General features: G+C 49.4%; 19 protein-coding genes and 1 pseudogene. 7 read left to right on the forward strand and 13 right to left on the reverse strand.

The features are described 5' to 3' along the window. Positions 1-721, forward strand: a 721-nt coding sequence (locus tag ACOJS8_RS04170; protein ID WP_420147272.1) for a gliding motility-associated C-terminal domain-containing protein, incomplete at its 5' end; no start/stop codon positions are given. A gap of 6 nt (positions 722-727) precedes the next feature. Here ACOJS8_RS04170 and ACOJS8_RS04175 read toward each other — a convergent pair. From ACOJS8_RS04175 to ACOJS8_RS04185, 3 genes are all read right to left on the reverse strand, one after another. Further along, a complete protein-coding gene (locus ACOJS8_RS04175; RefSeq protein ID WP_420147273.1) occupies positions 728-967 on the reverse strand; it encodes a hypothetical protein in 240 nt (79 codons plus the stop codon). Between the two features lie 37 nt (positions 968-1,004). Further along, complete coding sequence (locus ACOJS8_RS04180; RefSeq protein WP_420147274.1) at positions 1,005-1,553, reverse strand: YceI family protein; 549 nt, start codon at positions 1,551-1,553, stop codon at positions 1,005-1,007. A 114-nt stretch (positions 1,554-1,667) separates the two neighbouring features. After that, entirely contained in the window at positions 1,668-3,221 is a 1,554-nt protein-coding gene (locus ACOJS8_RS04185; protein WP_420147275.1) for a serine hydrolase, read from the reverse strand. Between the two features lie 96 nt (positions 3,222-3,317). Between ACOJS8_RS04185 and ACOJS8_RS04190 the strand changes: the two genes are divergently transcribed. Beyond that, entirely contained in the window at positions 3,318-4,823 is a 1,506-nt protein-coding gene (locus tag ACOJS8_RS04190) for a M28 family peptidase (RefSeq protein WP_420147276.1), read from the forward strand. A gap of 16 nt (positions 4,824-4,839) precedes the next feature. On the opposite strand, the gene ACOJS8_RS04195 is transcribed toward ACOJS8_RS04190, so the two are convergent. Together ACOJS8_RS04195 and ACOJS8_RS04200 are read right to left on the reverse strand one after the other, a co-directional pair. Continuing rightward, positions 4,840-6,360: a glycosyltransferase family 39 protein gene (locus ACOJS8_RS04195; RefSeq protein WP_420147277.1), complete on the reverse strand. Its 1,521-nt coding sequence runs from the start codon at positions 6,358-6,360 to the stop codon at positions 4,840-4,842. 109 nt (positions 6,361-6,469) lie between these two features. Continuing rightward, on the reverse strand, positions 6,470-7,147 hold the full coding sequence (locus ACOJS8_RS04200) for a response regulator transcription factor (protein ID WP_420147278.1): 678 nt from the start codon (positions 7,145-7,147) through the stop codon (positions 6,470-6,472). 155 nt (positions 7,148-7,302) lie between these two features. On the opposite strand from ACOJS8_RS04200, the gene ACOJS8_RS04205 reads away from it, so the two are divergent. Beyond that, positions 7,303-8,478 carry a serine hydrolase domain-containing protein gene (locus ACOJS8_RS04205; RefSeq protein WP_420147279.1) on the forward strand — a complete coding sequence of 392 codons (1,176 nt, stop codon included), beginning with the start codon at positions 7,303-7,305 and terminating at the stop codon, positions 8,476-8,478. 11 nt (positions 8,479-8,489) lie between these two features. Here the strand turns inward: ACOJS8_RS04205 and ACOJS8_RS04210 are convergent, their stop codons facing one another. Continuing rightward, positions 8,490-9,002, reverse strand: a complete 513-nt coding sequence (locus ACOJS8_RS04210; RefSeq protein WP_420147280.1) for a GNAT family N-acetyltransferase — start codon at positions 9,000-9,002, stop codon at positions 8,490-8,492. 257 nt (positions 9,003-9,259) lie between these two features. On the opposite strand from ACOJS8_RS04210, the gene ACOJS8_RS04215 reads away from it, so the two are divergent. Then, complete coding sequence (locus ACOJS8_RS04215) at positions 9,260-11,932, forward strand: MGH1-like glycoside hydrolase domain-containing protein (RefSeq protein ID WP_420147281.1); 2,673 nt, start codon at positions 9,260-9,262, stop codon at positions 11,930-11,932. Positions 11,933-12,083: 151 nt separating this feature from the next. On the opposite strand, the gene ACOJS8_RS04220 is transcribed toward ACOJS8_RS04215, so the two are convergent. The 4 genes from ACOJS8_RS04220 to aroQ form a co-directional block, all read right to left on the reverse strand. Next, positions 12,084-13,121: a glutamine synthetase beta-grasp domain-containing protein gene (locus tag ACOJS8_RS04220; RefSeq protein ID WP_420147282.1), complete on the reverse strand. Its 1,038-nt coding sequence runs from the start codon at positions 13,119-13,121 to the stop codon at positions 12,084-12,086. A gap of 361 nt (positions 13,122-13,482) precedes the next feature. Continuing rightward, positions 13,483-14,058 carry a MarC family protein gene (locus ACOJS8_RS04225; RefSeq protein ID WP_420147283.1) on the reverse strand — a complete coding sequence of 192 codons (576 nt, stop codon included), beginning with the start codon at positions 14,056-14,058 and terminating at the stop codon, positions 13,483-13,485. A 41-nt stretch (positions 14,059-14,099) separates the two neighbouring features. After that, positions 14,100-15,128: an aminotransferase class V-fold PLP-dependent enzyme gene (locus ACOJS8_RS04230; protein ID WP_420147290.1), complete on the reverse strand. Its 1,029-nt coding sequence runs from the start codon at positions 15,126-15,128 to the stop codon at positions 14,100-14,102. Positions 15,129-15,214: 86 nt separating this feature from the next. Next, positions 15,215-15,652 carry a type II 3-dehydroquinate dehydratase gene (aroQ, locus tag ACOJS8_RS04235; protein ID WP_420147284.1) on the reverse strand — a complete coding sequence of 146 codons (438 nt, stop codon included), beginning with the start codon at positions 15,650-15,652 and terminating at the stop codon, positions 15,215-15,217. A gap of 77 nt (positions 15,653-15,729) precedes the next feature. Between aroQ and xerD the strand changes: the two genes are divergently transcribed. The 3 genes from xerD to ACOJS8_RS04250 all read left to right on the forward strand — a co-directional run bounded on the left by xerD (position 15,730) and on the right by ACOJS8_RS04250 (position 19,407). Next, on the forward strand, positions 15,730-16,641 hold the full coding sequence (gene xerD / locus ACOJS8_RS04240) for a site-specific tyrosine recombinase XerD (RefSeq protein ID WP_420147285.1): 912 nt from the start codon (positions 15,730-15,732) through the stop codon (positions 16,639-16,641). 34 nt (positions 16,642-16,675) lie between these two features. Then, positions 16,676-18,136 carry a BNR-4 repeat-containing protein gene (locus tag ACOJS8_RS04245; protein ID WP_420147286.1) on the forward strand — a complete coding sequence of 487 codons (1,461 nt, stop codon included), beginning with the start codon at positions 16,676-16,678 and terminating at the stop codon, positions 18,134-18,136. Between the two features lie 62 nt (positions 18,137-18,198). Then, positions 18,199-19,407 carry an aminotransferase class V-fold PLP-dependent enzyme gene (locus ACOJS8_RS04250; protein ID WP_420147287.1) on the forward strand — a complete coding sequence of 403 codons (1,209 nt, stop codon included), beginning with the start codon at positions 18,199-18,201 and terminating at the stop codon, positions 19,405-19,407. A 53-nt stretch (positions 19,408-19,460) separates the two neighbouring features. On the opposite strand, the gene ACOJS8_RS04255 is transcribed toward ACOJS8_RS04250, so the two are convergent. From ACOJS8_RS04255 to ACOJS8_RS04265, 3 genes and pseudogenes are all read right to left on the reverse strand, one after another. Continuing rightward, the gene (locus ACOJS8_RS04255; protein WP_420147288.1) at positions 19,461-19,850 is read right to left on the reverse strand and encodes a VOC family protein; all 390 of its coding nucleotides are present in this window, start codon (positions 19,848-19,850) and stop codon (positions 19,461-19,463) included. A 6-nt stretch (positions 19,851-19,856) separates the two neighbouring features. Further along, positions 19,857-20,051: a hypothetical protein gene (locus ACOJS8_RS04260; RefSeq protein ID WP_420147289.1), complete on the reverse strand. Its 195-nt coding sequence runs from the start codon at positions 20,049-20,051 to the stop codon at positions 19,857-19,859. 79 nt (positions 20,052-20,130) lie between these two features. Beyond that, positions 20,131-20,371, reverse strand: a pseudogene (locus ACOJS8_RS04265) (phosphohistidine phosphatase); the annotation flags it as partial.

Here is a 20,371-nt window from a genome sequence, read left to right on the forward strand (position 1 = left end):
ACTCGATTCCATTCCGGGCGTCTGTGGCCCAAATTCACCCATTTCAACCTTGAAGGGTAGCCCGCCGGGTGGCGAATTTGCCGGTGTCGGCGTAACTGAGAATGAATTCAGTCCGACACTAGCCGGTGTTGGCGATCATTCAGTAACCTACACGGTTAAAGCCGCTCCTGAGTGTGCCGGAACGGTAGCGAGTCGTATGGCCGTCGTCGCACCTATACCGACGATTCAGTTAACGGATTCCATGACGACTTACAAAGGCAATACGTTCACGATGAATCCGGTTTATACAGGAAATCCGAACCAGTTCCAATGGGCATCCTCTACCAATCTGGACAATCCAAGCCTTGCCAATCCGACGGTTATGGATATTGCCAATGACATCACGTACACCATCAATGTTAAAAACAATACGGGCTGCGAAGCCAGAGATACCATTCGTATTACGGTTTACGCGGGCGTATGGGTACCTGACGCATTCTCACCGAATGGCGATGGCCTCAATGATGTCTGGGATCTACCCGGCATAGAAGCTTTCCCTGATGCGATTGTAACTATTTTCAATCGATGGGGCGAGGTGATTTACTCATCCGGGAAAGGTTATACAAACCCGTTCGACGGTACGCTAAACGGTGTATCATTGCCGGGTGGCGTTTATGCCTATATCGTGCGTACGGCTCCCGCCCGACCTGTGCTACGGGGAAAGCTTATGCTGGTAAGGTGACCGCAATTATTTTTTCCTTACCGGTGCTCGTCCCGTAAAAACAGCTATATGTTCGACATATTTCAGCACAAGTTTATTGTTAATCAATACGTGCTGAACACCTGTTGCGTAGTGAAATGGCGCTACGAAGGTAGCTTTGTCGGCAATGGTCGCCGGATCGAAAATAACGATGTCAGCGTAATAGCCGGGACGTAAATCCGATTGACCGCGGTTGAATAGCAAAGCCGTGTCAGTAGATTCTGACACGGCTTTGCTATTCAACCGTTAAAAACTCTGAACGAGTTTATGCCTGCTTAGTTACCTGGATGTTCATAACCAGTTTAACATCGTCGCTTACAACAACTCCACCCGCTTCCGTTACGCCATCCCAGGTCAGACCAAACTCTTTCCGTTTGATCGTGCCGGTCAGTTCAAAACCAGCTTTTGTTTGCCCGTAGAAATCCTGCATTTGACCGCCGTATTCAGCTTTTAGGGTTACAGGTTTGGTTGTGCCCCGAATCGTCAAATCCCCTACGATTGTGTACGTATCGTCACCAGTTTTATTGATGCTTGTTGACGTGAACGTTAGTTTAGGAAAATTTGCTGCGTCGAAGAAATCCGCTGACTTGAGGTGAGTATCACGCTGTTCCTGATTCGTACTAATGCTGTCGATATCCGCAGAGAACGAAATTTTGGCGCTGGCAAAATCATCGCCAGTCGTTTCAACCTGTCCTTCGAACTGGCCAAATGAGCCTGTTACGGTTGAGATAACCAGGTGTTTTACTTTGAACTGTACTTCTGAGTGGGTTGGGTCAATAGCCCAGGTTGTGGTGGTTGCTGCTTCAGTTGCCATAAGTGCAATGATTTATTTCGTGTTAAGGTATTTGATGTATATACATTTAAATTTTGCAAATCGTTTCCACAACCTAAAAAGATTTTAAAAAAATTGGGAACCTTCCCATCACTTTCACCGCACCGATGCACTTTTTTCCGTTGCTTCAGGAACCTTGGTTAGTTCAGCGCCACCCCAACGTAACGCGCCAACTCTGCCCTGCGAATTGAGGGTAAAGCTGACTGGATCGTGACCATTCCAGAATTGATCATACGTTAGCCGGAACGTATCATAATTCCAGTGTTCGAGCTTACCAGTCATCATGTCATTCAGCGACACCCGAAGTGAGCCATTCTGAAGTGTTACGTCGGCTTTACCATAAAATGGATCGGTGTACGTTCCTACGTAGGCCGTTAGTGCCATAGATGGCTCTGTATTGAGTATACGGGTACTATCCGCTCTCCGTTCGGCCAGCTTTCTGCTTTGCTTGATTCCCTCATAAAGTTTCTGAAAATCAGCGCTCCAGTCGTGCGAAACCCCCAACGCAAACTCATCGAAAGCCCGGTACATGAGCGCATGACGTAGTTCGGTATGGTCAAGATTGCCCTGCACATAGACGGCCAGTTTCTGATCGGGTAATTGCCCATGAATCGCGATCATACCCGTCAGGCTACCCGTATGAAAATTTACGCGGTGCCCCCGATAGTCGTGCTGGAACCATCCTAAGCCGTAGGTTTTCCAGACGGGTTTTGTCAGTTGCTGCGTCGGGTAGAATTCGGCATCCGTAACAAGGGTCTGTGGCTTAAAAAGTTCAGCCCAGGTAGCTGGCTTTAGTAAGGTTTTGCCTCCATATCGGGCACTGTCGAGCATACACTGCATCCAGGCCGTTACGTCGTCGGGACACGTCCATACAGATCCGGCCGGACCAACGGCATCGACAAGCCCTTCTTCTTTTACGCTGTTTACGAACCGAATTGTGTCGTTAATCTCGATGTGTGGTTTCGCGCGATTCAGGTCCGTTACGTCTTTAAAAAGCGCTTTAGTACGTACCATTCCCAACGGCTCAAAAATTCGGGTGCGGATAAATACGTCCCAGGGTACACCGCTTATGTTTTCGATCACTTTCCCTGCCGCCAGATACATGACATTCTGATAAATAAACCCGGCACGTAGCGAGTAAGATGGCTTTACGAGCCGCATCCGCTGAAGAATTTCATCCTGCGAAATCTGCATACCAGCCCAGAGCATATCGGCATTACCGACACCTGTGTTGTGCGTCAGCAGATCGCGCACCCGCAGTTCACGCGTAACAGCCGGATCGTAAAGCTGAAAAGCTGGTAGGTAGTTCGTCACGGGATCATCCCAACGTAGTTTTCCTTCGTCAACGAGCATTCCCAGGCAAGCGGCTGTCATGGCTTTGGTCGTTGAGGCCATGGCGAAGAGTGTCTGCGTATTGACAGGGTCAGACTTGCCCAGTTCCCGAATACCATAGCCTTTCTTGAAAAGAACTTTACCATCTTTCACGACTGTAACGGTCAATCCGGGTACGCGCCATTCCCTGACGGCCTGCTGCACATAGGCATCGTAACGGGCAGTCGGATCAGCCGTCGTTTTTCTCGATTGAGCGACAATCGGCTGTATTCCGTAAATACTGGCAAGACTAATATAAAAGAGGAGTTGTTTTTTCATGACAGGGTATTTGTTTGTCCAAGATAGCGTTTTTCGCACGCCGAGACGTAAAACCCTGCGTCTCTGCGTAAATTTGCTCAAACGAATACGACAACTATGAATTATCTCAACAAACCGAAAATTCAGTCTCTATTGCGCGTTGTCATGCTGGCGGCACTCATACCTGTTGCCGGATATAGTCAATCGAAAAGCAACGTAACAAAAACAATTAATGCCGCATCGGCCATTCAGGAAAGCGATATCAAGCGCGACCTGTTTGCGCTGGCAGGCGATCATTTTCGGGGTCGCGAAGGGGGTTCCCTCGATGAACTGAAAGCTTCTGTGTGGATTGCGGATCAACTCCGGGCGATGGGCCTGCAACCGGCTGGCGACGACGGTACGTTCTTTCAGTTTTTCCATATTCAGCGCACCCGTATCACCGAAACCAGCCGTCTGAATATTGGTACGCATCAACTGACGCATGGGCAGGATGCATTTATTCTGGCCCCGGCTATTGCTTCGGTCGATGCTCCGCTTGTGTATGTGGGCAAAGGTACCCACGACGAGCTGGCGAAGGCAGATATAAAAGGAAAGGCCGTAGCGCTGGAGTTTTCTGGAACACCCCCCGCGGAACTAAGCTACCGGCGTTTTTTAACGGGCACCATGACCCGCCGGGCCGCTGAGCTGGTAAAAGCAGGAGCGCTGGCCGTTATCTGGATTTCGAATGCAGATGCTCAGTTTTATTTCGACCGGTGGACAACCGGCCTCGAGCGCGGACGTTATGACTTACCGGGCGGAACGAATACGCGTGTGTTTTCACAAGCGCCTACCGTATGGCTTCCGGCCAGCGCGCTGGACTGGATTAAACAACCCGGTCAGCAGTTTACGAACGTAGTGAACGTAGAGAGTTTCAATTACCCGTCCGTCAATATTGTTGCGAAAGTACCGGGCACCGACCCGACGCTCAAAAATGAATACGTATTGTTTAGTACACATCAGGACCACGATGGTGTTCGGCGGGCTGTAGCGGGCGATTCGATCTGGAACGGTGCTGACGATAACGCCAGCGGCTGCGTGGCCACAATGGCTATTGGGCGGGCCTTCGTCAAACAACCGGGCAAGCGGTCGGCGCTGTTCGTCTTTCACGGAGCCGAAGAACGCGGTTTGCTGGGGTCACGCTATTACGTCGATAAACCGACCGTACCGAAAGAATCGATTGTTGCGGTGCTAAATGCCGAGATGATTGGACGTAACGCGCCCGACAGTGCGTGTATTCTGGGCCAGCAGCCTCCGCATCGAAATTCGACGGATCTGGTCAACGCAGCGCTGGCTGTCAATCAGGCGGAAGCGCATTTCAAACTGGATACGCTCTGGGACAAACCCGATCATCCGGAAGGCTGGTATTTCCGCTCCGACCACCTCCCCTACGCCCGCGCCAACGTACCGGCCATTGCGTTTACTACGTTGCTCCACCCCGATTACCATACGCCCAAAGACGAACCCGACCGTATCGACACGCGGAAAGTAACGCGCATCGCCAAATGGATTTATCTTACCGGATGGGATGTAGCCAATCGCCCGCAACGCGTTCGGCTGGATGAAGGTTTTAAGCTGGAGCGGTAAGAATCGATGCTGGTTTTTATCGGCGTTTGTTATTCGTCTCGTCAATTTCACGTTTGAGACGATGGCGAATGTCAATCTTGGCACCGGTGAAGACGAAAATGGTAGTGCCCTTTTCTCTGGCAAATGGAGTAGTGATAGAGTCGGCGGCCTGCGAGCTACGAAAAAAGTCCCCGGTTTCGTGCAGTTCATCCCGGCTATTCTCAGCCTCCTTCACCCGGATTAAGTTCGGGTAGGGCTCGTCGAGCTTAAACCAGTTAAGATAATCGGCATTGAACGATACGGCCTGGATACCTTGTTTGGTGTAAAAATTGATAGCTCCCGTCTGGCCGTAATTGTCGCACAGAACCAGCGTATTGCCGGGAAGGGTGGCGTAAACCTTGTCAACTTTGGCCGCCAGCTCTTTCCAGCCCAGCATATCGGCATAGTCCTGGGGCAGGGCATGGTCTTTGCCATCTTCCCAGCGCAGTTGCCCCAACTTCTGATACGTATCGCGGTGGCTTACGATATAGTCAGGGCTCTTATTTGGAAAGGCTACCTGATACATCGGAATAAACGACAACACCGGCAGGGCTATAATCGCCGGTAGCAGATACCGTTTCCAGCCCGTTTGCAGCTGGTTGGCAATATACACCGAGCCGAATGCCAGGTAAATAGGATACAGCCCAATGGCGTAGTAATCTTTGGCTTTCAGATACAGAAAAACGCCCAGCGTCAGGCCAATAGACCAGGCAAAGGATCTGTACTTTTCAAACGGCCTGTACACCAGCAAACTCCATACTCCAGCGATGATAACCGGCAAGGAACCGAGGAAAAATAGCAGTTGCGCTTTCAGAAACGCACCTCTGTCGACATTGACCAGTTGCTTCTCGGCCAGTTCTTTCATGTGAAATAACACTGGAAACTGATTATTGTATTGCCATAGCAGATTGGGCAGAATCAGCAGGAAAGCCAGCAAACCAGCTCCTAACACGTGGGGGGTGAGCAGAAGTTTCCGTTGCCGGGTTAGCAGCAATGCTGGCACAAATCCGACCAGTAGAAAGACGATGTTGTATTTGTTCAGAAACCCAACCGCAAAAACGATGGCTCCGGCGTAGAGCCACTGCGCTTTTTGCATGTTGATGAATTTGATCAGGACGTAGTACAGGGCCGTCCAGCACAGAACGTCTAATGTGTTAGGCTGATAGAGAATGTTGAGCCTCAGCAAGACGGAGAACAATACGCCCGTAGCTCCCATAATCAGGGCCGCTAGGTTTCCGTTCAATTCGTCAATCGCTTTCCAGACCACAACCATGGTCAACGCGCCGAACAAAGCAGGGAAAAACCTGACCCAAAACACGGAATTGCCCAGCCCTTTGATAATCCAGGAAATCCAGGACGTAACCGGCGGAACGGACAAGTAGCCCCAGGCCAGATGGCTCGCCTGATCGAGGTGCAGGTACTCATCCCGGTGTAAATCGTATTCCGGACTGATCAGGACGTACTGCAAAACAAACTTAACCAGAACAAACCCGGTCAGGATGGCTGTTTTTTTGGTCATTGGTGCGTAATGATTATGTCCATACTCTTACTGTCAGTCAAGTACGATAGAGCTCGGCTTCCGATGAAGGATGGACCGTTTTCCTCTAGCAATGGCTATTCTCACCCATTTACGGCTCACGTAGTACGTATCCACCACCCACCACGGTATGAATAAGCCGTGGGGCACCAGCCTGATCTATTTTCTTACGCAACAACCCAACATACACTTCAATGGAATTGCTACTCATGGAATACTGCATATCCCACACTTGTTCAGCAATGGCCGCTCTGGACACAACGTGGCCTTTGTTCCTCATCAGAAATTCCAGCAGTTGAAATTCTTTGGTAGTCAAAGGAATATCCCGGTTACCGCGCCGAACACTACGTTGCTCGAGATTCAGAACCAGATCGCCCACCGCTAAGGTGGTTTCGGCCTGCAAATGGCCCGTGTGCCGTCGTGTTAAGGCGCGTATGCGTGCCATCAGGATTTCGAACGGTACGGGTTTGACTAAATAATCATCGGCGCCAACATCTAAACCCGCGACAATATCAGGCGTTGTTCCGAAGGCCGTCAGCACTAGTATTGGCGTTTCTACGCCCTGCTTACGTAACGAGGCTACCATATCCAGCCCATTTAGCCGGGGCATATTAATGTCGGCAATGATCAGATCAAACGGTTGATCCAGTGCTAATTTCTGGCCCGTTAGCCCGTCAGCAGCAACCTGAACCATAAATCCGTTTGCCTCTAACCCTTTCCGCAAAAACGAGGCAATCGACGCTTCATCTTCAACGATGAGAATATGCATAAAAAGTAACCTACCTGAAATGTGTGCAGCAAAATAACGAAGGTTTCGCTAACTGACAGTGCTCCCGGGAGTGCAACCCCGCGATTATTTATCTTACCTTCGGCTTCGGATTGTCTGGCCTATTTGAATACTACCTGCAATTAGCTACCTACAGCATGAAACCTCTTTTCTTTAAAAAACTTACGCTCTATACGTTAGTGCTCGCAGCACTGACTGCCTGCCACCGCCAACCCACTACGTCTACCATTTATTTTCCGCCCAAAGGGGATAACTGGACGCATCAATCTCCCGAAAAAGTAGGTATGGATGCTACGTTGCTCGATGAGGCTGTTGCGTTTGCCAAAACCCAGGAAACCACCCAGATGCCGCGTGACTTTTCGACGCAGGAAGAAATTTTCGGTAAACTCCTCGGTCCAATGCCCAAAAGCCGGGCCGCCACAAACGGTATCATACTCCGTCATGGCTACATCGTAGCCGAATGGGGGGATACGCAGCAGCCCGATCCAACCTACAGCGTAGCCAAAAGCGTATTATCGACCGTAGCCGGAATAACCATCGAGCGGGGAATGATTCCGGATATTCACGATCCCGTTGCAAAACTTATCCACGACGGCGGCTACGATTCGGAGCAGAACCGGGCCATTACGTGGGAAAACCACCTTACCCAAACCAGCGAGTGGGAAGGCACGTTATGGGGAAAGAACAGTGATTTTGTCGGCAAGGAAGCATTCGGCAGAGGGGAACGCAAACCGCGTACGCTGCAAAAGCCCGGAACGTATTACGAGTACAACGACGTACGGATCAATCGTCTGGCTCTTTCGCTGCTACGTTTGTGGAAGAAACCAATTCCCGACGTAGTACGCGATGAAATCATGAACCCAATTGGTGCGTCGGATACGTGGCGCTACGTTACGTATCCGAATGCTATTGCCGATGTCGACGGGAAGCAAATGCCTTCGGTGAGTGGTGGCACTCGCTGGGGCGGTGGTTTATGGATCAATACCCGCGACGAGGCCCGTTTTGGGTATCTGTTTCTGCGACAGGGCCGTTGGGGCAACCGCCAGATCGTCTCGCCAGACTGGGTCAAACAGGCCACAACGTCAAGTCCATTCGGGCCCGATTACGGCTATCTGTGGTGGCTGAACACCGGGACCAGTTCAACAGGCAAGAAAGCCTGGCCTGACGCCCCTGCCACGAGTTTTGCTGCCATTGGTGCTGGCTCAAATACCATCTGGGTCGATCCGGAACATGATATTGTGATAGTCTGGCGGTGGCACAACGGCAATCCAAACGAGCTGATCAAGCGCGTACTGGCAGCTGTAAAAAAGTAAAGCCCTCTTCTTCACACTACGTACGCATACAGGAACTGATCCAGAACAACGCCATCTTTGATGACGCTACGTCGCATTAATCCTTCGCGCTGGTAACCCGCTTTTTCCAGAATACGGATAGACGCTTTGTTATGGGTAAAGGGGACAGCATAAATCCGGGTTAATTCAAACTGAGCGAAAGCATAATCCGTAATAGCAGAAAGAGCCGTTGTCATGATGCCTTTTCCCCAGTATTGTTCACTTAACCAATACCCGATTTCCGCCGAGCATCGTTCAATGTCCGTATGAAACTCCAGGCCAATACTCCCTACTGCTTCGCCGTTTACGTCAATGGCCAGATTGGATGTAGGCGCCTTGTCGGAGGCATATTGAACCCACCATTCGGCATCGGCCTGCGTATAAGGATGCGGGAAACGATCACGCAGATTTACCCAGATTGCCCGGTTGTTTGCGTGACCAGTTAACGTTTTGGCGTCAGTTAATTGCCAGGTTCGGAGTTGAAAGTAACCACAATCAAGATTCATAATCAGATCAAATGGTCTATTCTCTACTGGTGAATTAATCGCTTATTAAAAGTAAGTAGGTATGCCCGTAAACAGTATTCGTCACCACAGGTTAATAAGTATCAATTTAATCTATCCTTTTACTAAATAACTACGCAACAGACATTGGGATTAAGGGAAATATGAAAGTCTTTAGTAAATAATACTCAGCATGCATACTATATTTGGTGCCTACATTCCCACTGTCGATGTACTTACCGTAAAATAGACATTTCTTTATGAGTTTAGCAGAACGCGCACGCATTTACGAACGAGCTGATAATAAGGGCTGGAAAAAATGGGGACCTTATCTTTCTGAACGGGCCTGGGGCACTGTTCGTGAAGACTATAGCCCTTATGGCGATGCCTGGAATTTCGTTACGCACGACATGGCCCGCTCCCGCGCTTACCGATGGGGCGAAGAAGGAATTGGCGGTATTTCCGACAATAAAGGTCATATCTGTTTTGCGCTGGCCTTCTGGAACCATAAAGACAATATCTTGAAAGAGCGGCTTTTTGGTCTCTCAGGGCCGGAAGGGAATCATGGTGAGGACGTAAAGGAACTGTACTATTATTTAGACAGTACACCGACGCACTCCTATATGAAAATGCTTTATAAGTATCCGCAACAGGAGTTTCCTTATAACCGGCTGGTTATTGAGACCATGCGTCGCGACCGGCAGGCACCGGAGTTTGAGTTGACAGACACAGGCATTTTCGAACAGGATGAATATTTCGATATTTTCATTGAATATGCCAAAGCGGATCAGAACGACTGGCTTGTAACCATTACTGCCCATAACCGTTCGGCGAAAGAAGCCCCTCTTACACTTCTTCCTACCATCTGGTTCCGTAATACGTGGTCGTGGGGGTATGAGCAGTACAATGCCCGCCCTATGCTCAATGGCATTGCGAACAACCTGATCGAAGTAAATCATAAGCAGTTGGGCAAATACAAGCTCTACTGCGAAGGCGCCGATGCGCTGCTTTTCTGCGATAATGAAACGAACACGGAGCGGCTGTACGGGCGACCTAACGTATCGAAATACCCCAAAGATGGAATTAACAATTACATCGTATCGGGGGGCAAAAAAAACTTTGTCAATCCGAATCAGATCGGCACAAAAGCATCGGCACAATACACCCGGAAAGTGCCTGCAGGCGGCAGCGTAAGTATCAGACTACGTTTCAGTGATCAGACAACTCAGGCCCAGCCTTTCGCCGACTTCGATACGATCTGGGACAAGCGCCTGTCAGAAGCGAATGCATTTTATGCTGATTTGCAGAAAAATGTTACCGACCCTGAACTGATGGCCATTCAGCGGCAGGCGTATGCGGGCATGCTCTGGAACAAGCAATTCTATTATTACAACGTAAATGAGTGGCTGAAGGGTGACCCGAAAATGCCCGTTCCGTTTCAGGGGCGTGTATATGCCCGTAACGAAACCTGGCGGCATATGTACACGGCCAACATTCTCTCCATGCCCGACAAATGGGAGTATCCCTGGTTTGCGGCCTGGGATCTGGCCTTTCATACATTAACGCTGGCCCGGCTCGACCCTCATTTCGCCAAACGACAGCTGGCGGTTATTCTGCGTGAGTACTACATGCACCCGAACGGTCAGATTCCGGCTTATGAGTGGAATTTTGGGGATGTAAACCCACCCGTTCATGCCTGGGCCTGCTGGAAAGTTTATGAAATTGATCGTGAAATGAACGGCGTTGGCGATGTCAACTTTCTGGAGCGTGTGTTCCATAAATTGCTGCTCAATTTTACGTGGTGGGTCAACCGCAAAGACGTATCGGGCAACAATATTTTCGGGGGTGGCTTCCTGGGTCTGGATAACATTGGAGTATTTGACCGGAGTCAGCCACTGCCTATGGGTGGACGTATTGAACAGGCGGATGGCACGGGCTGGATGGCCATGTACACGCTCAATATGCTACGTATCGCCTGTGAGATTTCGCTGACGCGCCCGAGTTATCAGGATATGGCCAGCAAATTTTTTGAACATTTCCTGCACATCGCGTCGGCTATGAACAACCTGGGCGGAAAAAATATCAGCCTGTGGGACGAGGTAGATCAGTTCTATTACGACGTACTGCACATGCCCGACCATAACGCCCGACTGCTGAAAATTCGCTCAATGGTGGGTCTTATTCCTCTTTTTGCCGTCGAAATCCTGGACGAATCGCTCCTATCCAAACTACCGGATTTCAAACGCCGGGTTGAGTGGGTGCTCACCAACCGCCCTGATCTGGCTTCACTGATTTCACGCTGGCATGAGCCGGGTAAAGGCGAGACGCACCTGCTGAGTTTACTACGTGGGCATCGAATGAAAATGATTCTGAAACGGATGTTCGATGAAACGGAGTTCCTGTCAGATTACGGCATCCGCGCACTGTCCAAATTCCATGAGAAAACACCGTACCAGTTCGAACTGAACAGCGAGATCTTCCAGGTACGCTACGTTGCGGCCGAGTCGGAACTGAGCATGTTTGGTGGCAACTCCAACTGGCGGGGTCCGATCTGGTTTCCGCTCAACTTTCCCCTAATTGATTCGCTGCTGAAATTTTACCAGTACTACGGCGATGATTTTGAGGTTGAATATCCAACAAATTCGGGACAGGTAATGAGTCTGAAGGAAGCGGCCATGCAGGTAACCGAGCGACTGATGAATATCTTCCGGCGCGACGAATCTGGTCATATTGCGGCTTACGGTCAGGATAAGAAGCAACAGGAAGATCCTAATTTTCAGGGACTTTACCTGTTCTACGAATACTTCAACGGCGATAACGGTATGGGATTAGGTGCGAGTCACCAAACTGGCTGGACAGGTTTAGTGGCTGACCTGATTGAATACTGGTATAAATATCAGTCTGAGAGCGTTGCTGTGCCAGTGGGCAAATAACATAATGAATACCTATCAAAAAGCCGGGTGTTGTGCCCGGCTTTTTGATTATCTGTTGGTCAAATCAAATGGTAACCAGCGCCCAAAGTAGACGTAATAAAAAAGCCACCCGATTAAAGGTGGCTTTTTCGTAATCCATATATAATATCGCTTACGCTGTTTCCAGTACGTCAGCCGATTTCACGGTTTTGATAATGATGGCAGCTACTTTGTAAGGATCAGCCGCCGAGTTCGGACGACGATCTTCCAGCCAGCCTTTCCAGCCACGTTCTACCGTAGCGATAGGAATACGGATTGAAGCGCCCCGGTCAGAAACACCGTACGAGAACTGATCGATCGACTGCGTTTCATGCTTACCGGTCAGGCGTTGCTCGTTGTCGGCGCCATATACAGCGATGTGCGCTTTGATAACTTCTGGCGTCTTGCCGAACGATTCGCAGATTTTGGCGTAAACTTCTTTGCTACCCGCCGTGCGGAGCGTAGTGTTCGAGAAGTTAGCGTGCATACCTGAACCGTTCCAGTCTGTAGCGCCGAGCGGCTTGCAATGCCAGTTGATGGAGATACCGTATTTTTCGCCGATACGTTCCAGAATATAACGGGCTACCCAAATCTGGTCGCCAGCTTCTTTAGCACCTTTTGCAAAAATCTGGAATTCCCACTGACCCGTAGCCACCTCAGCGTTGATACCTTCTACGTTCAGGCCCGCATCAAGGCACGCGTCAAGGTGTTCTTCGATGATATAACGACCATAGGCGTTTTGTGCACCAACCGAGCAGTAGTAAGGGCCCTGGCCCCGCTTCGGAAAACCTTCAGCCGGAAACCCTAGTGGTTTGTCGATACTCATGTCCCACAGGAAGTATTCCTGCTCGAAGCCAAACCAGAAGTCATTATCATCATCTTCAATGGTAGCACGACCATTCGACTCGTGAGCAGTACCATCTGCATTCAGTACTTCACACATGACAAGGTAGCCGTTCTTACGCTGTGGGTCCGGACAAATGAAAACCGGCTTTAACAAGCAGTCTGACGAACCGCCAGGAGCCTGCTCGGTTGAAGAACCATCGAACGACCACATTGGGCAATCCTCTAGTTTCCCAGAAAAATCACCTTCAATTTTGGTTTTTGAACGTAAGCTTTGGGTGGGTTTATAACCATCGAGCCAAATGTATTCTAACTTCGCCTTTGCCATGATGTACAAATGAATTATTTGAATAGGGTATTTCTAACAAGACTTTCAGCAAATATAATGCGTCATTACAATAAAATATAAATGCCAACTAATGCTTAGACCATATTTTTTATGGTTTTTGCGGAAATATTATAATTTAAATTCGTTTGGTACAGTAAAATACCATATTTAGCGCAAAAAATTATTGGATTACAATTTTAGGGACTATGCCCCCATTTCTGCACAAATAGTTTTATCTACGTATGATTTTACCGTGATTTTACCTAGAAAACGGGGAAAATAGCAAAAACAGGTGGTTAGCATAGTGGCAAATAACTATGCCTGATACGAAACCAGCCAATTGCACAGGAGAGCCCTATTGCTAAAAATCAGCAATCAGGTTGGTCTTGAATAACTTGATGGCTATGGCCAGAAGAATGATACCAAAAATTTTACGGAGTACCTCCAGCCCACCCGATCCGAGCCGGGTTTCGAGCCAGCCAGTCGACCGCAGTACGACGTAGATCAGAATCAGGTTCAGCACGATTCCGATGATAATATTGACGATCTGGTATTCGGCACGTAGCGAAATAATGGTTGTTAACGTACCGGCTCCCGCTATCAGTGGAAACGCGATTGGCACAATGTGCGTAGCCCCCCCGGTAGTTACCTCCGACTTGAAAATGGTACGTCCCAGAATCATTTCCAGGCCGATCAGGAATATAATGAGTGCCCCTGCCACCGCAAAGGACGCTACGTCGACGCCAAAAAGTTTCAGAATTCGTTCGCCCAGGAACAGGAACGAAATCATCAGCGCGCCCGAAGCAAACGTAGCGCGCTCCGACTCAATCTTACCCGTCTTTTTGCGCAAATCAATAATCACTGGCAACGACCCCACTACGTCGATCACCGAAAACAGAATAAGCGTAACGGAAACAATTTCTTTAAAATTGAGCATAAGCGTGACTTTATAGAACGTAGCTTGAAGGGCCGCGCAGCCTACTGATACGACAGCAGAAACTGTTTTAAGGTTTCAATCTCCTCATCTGTAATGGCAGGGAAGTTCGCAATCCGGAACGTAGTGTTTTTCCAGTCGCCGTAGCCATTTCCCAGCGTAATGCCCACTTGTTGGGCAGCCGTTTTTATCGCTTTTATAGCTGCCTCCGGACCTTGTACCGCTATTACGGTATCCGACCGAATGCCCGCTTCGCTATTCAGTAATTTAAACCTTGGCTCAGCACCGTGTGAGCCAGCGAGTTCATTTTCAAAAAAAGCGTACCATTCAGCAGCCCGTTTTTTCGTCGTAGCGTTTACAGCTCTGATGGGCGGAACCTGTTGCAGTACGCGCATCAGCAGATAGATACCTAATCCATTAGGCGTATAAGGTGTCTGGAATTTTGAGAAATTTTCGTGGATGAACAGCAGACTGTTGTAATGAGCATTCTCCCCTATTTGCTCAGCTTTCTTCAGCGCAGCTGGCGAATAAATCAGTACGGCCAGTCCGGCCGGAAGCCCGAAACATTTCTGTACGGACGCGAACCAGACGTCGGCCAGTGACCAGTCGAATGCAATGCCCGCCATTGACGAAACGGCGTCTACGGCGATCAACCCCGAAAAATCGCGTCGGAACTGTGCCAGTGTCGGCATGGAGACCTGCGTACCGTTGGAGGTTTCGTTCTGAACAATGCACAGTACGTCGGCTTCGCTCAGATTCATGGGTGGTTTGATTCGATACGCATATTCCGCCCATTTCTTCCCAAACGCACCACTATGCGGATGTAAGCTGGCTTCGGCCGTCAGCGACTGCGCTACAATTTCCCAGCATTCCGTAGCCGACGAAACCAGTGCAATGTGGTAATCGGCCGGTATGTCAAGTTTTTCGTGAAGCAGTTGAATCGTTTCTTTAACGATCTCCATAAAGCCCGCGCTCCGATGATTCAGGCTAACAACACCCTGGCGGATGGCATCAGCCGCATAATCAGCTACCTGCGGATAAACTTTAGAAGGACCGGGATAGAATGTAATCATGTTCATGTAGTTGGATAGTTATAGAGTTGTAGAGTTATAGAGTTGCTGACACTAGCACATTGTTTGCGTCAGTCAACTTTACAACTTTATAACTCTATAACTTTATAACTCATTAAATAACGTACTGCTAACTCATACCCCGTCAATCCCAGTCCCACAATAACGCCTTTGCATTTGGCCGACAGATAGCTGTGATGCCGAAACGATTCGCGGGCGTGTACGTTGGAAATATGCACTTCAACAGCGGGTGCTGTTACGGCTGACAATGCGTCGGCAATGGCAATGGAGGTATGCGTGTAAGCACCTGCATTGATCACGATACCATCCACGTCAAAACCCAGTTCGTGGATTTTATCGATTAATTCTCCTTCGTGATTCGACTGAAAATACCGAAGTTGCACATCCGGGAACAGCTCTTCGATGGTTTTGAGGTAATCAACAAACGAGCGATTCCCGTAAATGGTCGGTTCACGCTTGCCTAACAGGTTCAGGTTCGGGCCGTTAATAATCAGAATCTGTTTCATAAGACAGCACCGACCAGACAAGGTCGGCTCAACGAAAAATAGTTAATGTTAGCCAACCATCACGGTTGGTACTACGTATGTGGCAAAGTTATATAAACGCCTTTAAGAACTACCTGAAACTCGAACGATCGCTGGCCGAAAATTCAGTGGAAGCGTATCTGCACGACGCCGAAAAACTGTATGAGTATATGCTTCTGACAAGTCCCGAGCTAACGCCCATGCAGGTTACGGAAAAGGAGTTGATGAATTTCCTGAAATACCTGGGTGAGCTGGGTTTATCGGCGCATAGTCAGGCGCGAATGCTGTCGGGATTGAAATCGTTTTTCAAATATTTATTGCTCGAAAATCTGATCCAGCATGACCCAACCCAGTTGCTGGAAGCGCCTAAACTCGGACGTAAGCTTCCCGATACGTTAAGTTTTCCGGAAATCGAAGACATCCTGGCGGCTATCGACCTGTCGACGCCCGGCGGCACGCGCGATCGGGCCATGCTCGAAGTGTTGTACAGCTCGGGACTGCGTGTCTCTGAACTGCTCAATTTACGGCTTACCAATTGTTATTTTCAGGAAGGTTTTGTGCGCGTGTTAGGCAAAGGCGACAAGGTTCGGCTGGTTCCCATCGGCGAAGATGCCATGCATTACACCCGGATCTATGTCGAACATGTACGTAGTAAACTCGACGTGCAGAAAGGCGACGAAGACACTATTTTTCTGAACCTGCGCGGAAAACAACTGTCACGAATCTCAGTTTTTACGACGATAAAAAAACTGGTGTCAGACGTAGGAATCAAAAAAACGATTAGCCCGCATACGTTTCGGCACTCATTTGCTACGCACCTCATTGAAGGAGGGGCCGACCTGCGAGCCGTTCAGCAAATGCTGGGTCATGAATCCATTACAACAACTGAAATTTACACCCATCTCGACCGCGATTATCTCCAGCAGACACTAAAAGAGTATCATCCAAGAAGTATGAAGCGCCGTTACTAGGGCTTTATGAGTCAGGTCTCTCTCCTAATTCAACATGAAATTGATCTCCCTCGTTCTGGCGATTCTATGTCTGACAAACGTAGTATCTGCTCAGCAAGCTCAAAATCAGAAAGCAGTCGGCTATAAAGGAATTTGGTATTTTATCGGTCCTACTAAAAACGAATACGCCTATAAATACAGCGGTGGACTCGGTACGTATCCGGCCAATCACTACCCATTTTCGGTGTATGCACCAGCCGTCAATAAAACGTTTTTCTGTTATGGGGGCGTAACAGACTCTACATCACGCGAGCTGTGCCATATGGTCGGCGTTTTCGATCATAAGTCTGGTAACGTATCAAAACCTACTCTGCTACTCAATAAAAAAACGGACGACGCTCACGACAACCCGGTCATTCAGCTCGACGCTCAGGGCTATATCTGGATCTTTTCTACCTCGCACGGAACTGAGCGTCCTTCGTTCATTCACCGCAGCCGCAATCCTTATACTATTGAGGAATTTGAAAAAATCGACGCAACGCGACTGAACGAAAAAGGGCAAACCGTTCCATTCGATAATTTCTCTTACCTGCAAACGTATTACCAGCCAAACAAAGGCTTTATCAACCTGATGACCCATTACGACCGGGGCGTTCTACCGTATGGCGACGCAAAGCCCCGACGAACCATATCGGCTATTACCAGCGCCGATGGCGTTACGTGGTCGTCCTGGCAGGATATTGCCACCATCGAGGAAGGCCACTACCAAAGCTCTGGCCAGTGGCGCAATAAAATAGGCAGCGCGTTCAATTATCATCCGAACACCAAAGTAGGCGCTGGCCTTGACTACCGTACGAATATTTACTACGTCGAAACAGATGATTTCGGAAAAACCTGGCACACGGCTAATGGTAAATCGATACGTCTGCCCGTGACAGAAATAGCCAATCCCGCTCTGGTGAAAGACTATAAAAGCCAGGGGCTGAATGCTTACATATCTGACGTCAATTATGATGACTCGGGCAAACCAGTGATTCTTTATCTTACCAGTAAAGGCCCAGACCCCGGTCCAGCAAATGGCCCTTACGAATGGCATGTAGCGCATTGGACTGGCCAGCAGTGGTCTATCTATTCGGTTGCTACGTCAGACCATAATTACGACATGGGATCGCTCTACGTAACGGGAAACACCTGGCGGATTATTGGTCCGGCAGAACCCGGTCCTCAACCGTACGGCACGGGTGGTGATCTGGTATTGCTGGAAAGTAAAGATCAAGGAAAGAGTTGGAAAAGAGTAAAAGCCATTACCCAGGCAGCCCAGCGTAATCAGACGTACCCCCGGCGTCCGGTGGCAGCTCACCCTGATTTTTACGCACTTTGGGCGGATGGCAATGCCCGACAGCCTTCGGCTTCTTATCTCTATTTTTGCAATCAACGGGGTGAAGTATTTCAACTTCCACCATCTATGCAGTCGGATTTTGAGAAACCGATACGTGTGCGGCTGCCGTCAAAATAAACCATGCTTCTTTGAACTCCCTGGTTGTTGCTGTTAGTTAAAGCGACATCAATCTACTCAATATGCTGACAACAGTCGATCATCAACTTACTGCACAAAAAGACCTGTTTTCACTTCCTGAAGGTATTCATTATCTAAACTGCGCTACCCGTGCTCCTTTCAGTCGGGCGGTTGAGCAGGTCGGTCACGAAACACTCTCCCGTCAGGCCAATCCCTTCGGACTTCGTCCCGATGATTTTTTTAGCGATGCAGTTCGGGTACGGGTTTTGTTCTCACTGCTCATCAACAACCAGCACGAGGGTACGCCCGACCCCGACCGAATAGCTGTTGTTCCATCAGTTTCGTACGGGATGGCTGTTGTAGCTCGTAACTTATCGAGAAAGCCGGGTATCCGTTCGGGGCAACGTATCGTTCTGATTGACGACGAATTTCCCAGCGACGTGTACGCCTGGAACCGTGTTTCCAATGAATTGAATCTGACGGTTATGACCGTTGGCATGCCTGACGAATTCCCGAAAGGCCCTACCTGGAACGAGCGTATTCTGGACGCTATTACCCCGGAAACAGCAGTGGTTGTCGTACCGCCGGTACACTGGATGTACGGAATTCGCTTCGATCTGGAAGCCATTGGCCAGCGGGCCCGTGAAGTCGGAGCGTGGTTGGTTATTGATGGAACGCAGGCCATTGGCGCCTTACCATTTGACCTTATGAAAGTCCAGCCGGATGCGCTCATATGTGCTGGGTACAAATGGCTTATGGGCCCTTACTCGCTTGGACTGGCGTATTACGGCCCCGCTTTCGACGATGGCGTTCCGCTGGAGGAAAGCTGGATGAACCGGCTCGACAGCAATCAGTTTCATCGCCTGATGGATTATCAGCCTGAATACCGTTCCAAAGCGTATCGATACAACGTCGGCGAACACACGCATTTTTTGCAAATGCCCATGCTGGAAGCCTCACTTACTCAACTGATTAACTGGCAACCGGCTCGCATTCAGGCCTATGCCCAAACGCTAATGGCCGATGCCTGGTCTACCCTTGAGAGACTAGGTTGTCAGATCGAACCGGAAAACGGCAACGTTGGCCGCTGCCATCATCTGGTTGGCTTATGGCTCCCCTCCCACGCCGATCCGATGACTATTCAGCAGACGTTACAGAACCGGAACGTATCGGTATCTGCCAGAGCGCGCGTACTACGTATCTCGCCCCATCTTTATAATACGCCCGACGATGTTGATGCGCTGGTTAGTGCACTGACGGGTATGGTTTAAGGGCATAGGGGTAAGGACACGGGGCAGAAGAAAAAAGTCCCTGTATTTTACCCCTATGCCTCATACAACTCCAGGGGTAAGTCGTCGGGATCGGCGAAGAAGGTAAAACGGCGACCAGTTGTTTCATCCACACGGATAGGTTCGGTAACGACGCCGTGCGCTGTCAGATGTGCAACCGATGCATCGATATCAGCAACAGCAAACGCCAAATGGCGCAACCCAAGTGCTTCCGGTCGTGACGGGCGTTTTGGCGGCTCGGGAAATGAAAATAATTCAATAACGTAGTGACCGTTCAGGGCAAGGTCTAGCTTATACGACTGCCGTTCAGCCCGATAATATTCACCCAACACAGACAGTCCCAGAATTTCGGTATAGAACCGTTTGGAAACGGGATAATCGGAGCAGATAATGGCAATGTGATGTACTGCAGAGAGATTCAACATAAAAGTTTATGGGTCAAGCAACGTATCGGCCGCCATCGTATCGATAGCCGTTCCGTCTCTGGCTGTCGGTAAAGCTCGTTCCAACTCCTTTGGTTTGTTCCAGGGAGCCGTCGTCCGACTGGCCATATCGATAGCGAGTAAGGCAACGATGGCCGTGAAAACAATGAAAACGATGATGAAAATACGTCGGTTACGATTCATAACAGTGGTGTCGGTTTCTTAAACCCCGACATGCATTTCGGAGTGTCGATTTCGAGAAACCGACACCACTCTAAATAGTTTACTGATCGTTAGGCAGTTTTTTAGGAGCCATCTGAAACGCTACGTTACCCGTTCGGCCAGAAACTTCGGCCCAGGACAGGTTTTCGAACGTAACGGCAATAACCGCGCCTTTGCTCATCGATCCAAGGCTCTGGTGCGTCAGAAACTCAGCCAGATACGATACGTCCGGATTATGCCCCACAACCATCGCGGATGTGGCCGTGTCAGGGACGGCGTTGATTACAGCCCGGTAAGCCTTC

Source organism: Spirosoma sp. (assembly GCF_048594605.1).
GTDB lineage: Bacteria > Bacteroidota > Bacteroidia > Cytophagales > Spirosomataceae > Spirosoma.

Bases quoted from the DNA above. Each gene is read 5' to 3' on its own strand.
- ACOJS8_RS04245 (WP_420147286.1), top strand. From the start codon at position 16,676: ATGAAATTGATCTCCCTCGTTCTGGCGATTCTATGTCTGACAAACGTA.
- ACOJS8_RS04220 (WP_420147282.1), bottom strand. From the start codon at position 13,121: ATGGCAAAGGCGAAGTTAGAATACATTTGGCTCGATGGTTATAAACCC.
- ACOJS8_RS04205 (WP_420147279.1), top strand. From the start codon at position 7,303: ATGAAACCTCTTTTCTTTAAAAAACTTACGCTCTATACGTTAGTGCTC.
- aroQ (WP_420147284.1), bottom strand. From the start codon at position 15,652: ATGAAACAGATTCTGATTATTAACGGCCCGAACCTGAACCTGTTAGGC.
- ACOJS8_RS04200 (WP_420147278.1), bottom strand. From the start codon at position 7,147: ATGCATATTCTCATCGTTGAAGATGAAGCGTCGATTGCCTCGTTTTTG.
- ACOJS8_RS04180 (WP_420147274.1), bottom strand. From the start codon at position 1,553: ATGGCAACTGAAGCAGCAACCACCACAACCTGGGCTATTGACCCAACC.
- ACOJS8_RS04185 (WP_420147275.1), bottom strand. From the start codon at position 3,221: ATGAAAAAACAACTCCTCTTTTATATTAGTCTTGCCAGTATTTACGGA.
- ACOJS8_RS04260 (WP_420147289.1), bottom strand. From the start codon at position 20,051: ATGAATCGTAACCGACGTATTTTCATCATCGTTTTCATTGTTTTCACG.
- ACOJS8_RS04210 (WP_420147280.1), bottom strand. From the start codon at position 9,002: ATGAATCTTGATTGTGGTTACTTTCAACTCCGAACCTGGCAATTAACT.
- ACOJS8_RS04215 (WP_420147281.1), top strand. From the start codon at position 9,260: ATGAGTTTAGCAGAACGCGCACGCATTTACGAACGAGCTGATAATAAG.
- ACOJS8_RS04255 (WP_420147288.1), bottom strand. From the start codon at position 19,850: ATGTTGAATCTCTCTGCAGTACATCACATTGCCATTATCTGCTCCGAT.
- ACOJS8_RS04195 (WP_420147277.1), bottom strand. From the start codon at position 6,360: ATGACCAAAAAAACAGCCATCCTGACCGGGTTTGTTCTGGTTAAGTTT.
- ACOJS8_RS04190 (WP_420147276.1), top strand. From the start codon at position 3,318: ATGAATTATCTCAACAAACCGAAAATTCAGTCTCTATTGCGCGTTGTC.
- ACOJS8_RS04250 (WP_420147287.1), top strand. From the start codon at position 18,199: ATGCTGACAACAGTCGATCATCAACTTACTGCACAAAAAGACCTGTTT.
- xerD (WP_420147285.1), top strand. From the start codon at position 15,730: ATGTGGCAAAGTTATATAAACGCCTTTAAGAACTACCTGAAACTCGAA.
- ACOJS8_RS04225 (WP_420147283.1), bottom strand. From the start codon at position 14,058: ATGCTCAATTTTAAAGAAATTGTTTCCGTTACGCTTATTCTGTTTTCG.
- ACOJS8_RS04230 (WP_420147290.1), bottom strand. From the start codon at position 15,128: ATGATTACATTCTATCCCGGTCCTTCTAAAGTTTATCCGCAGGTAGCT.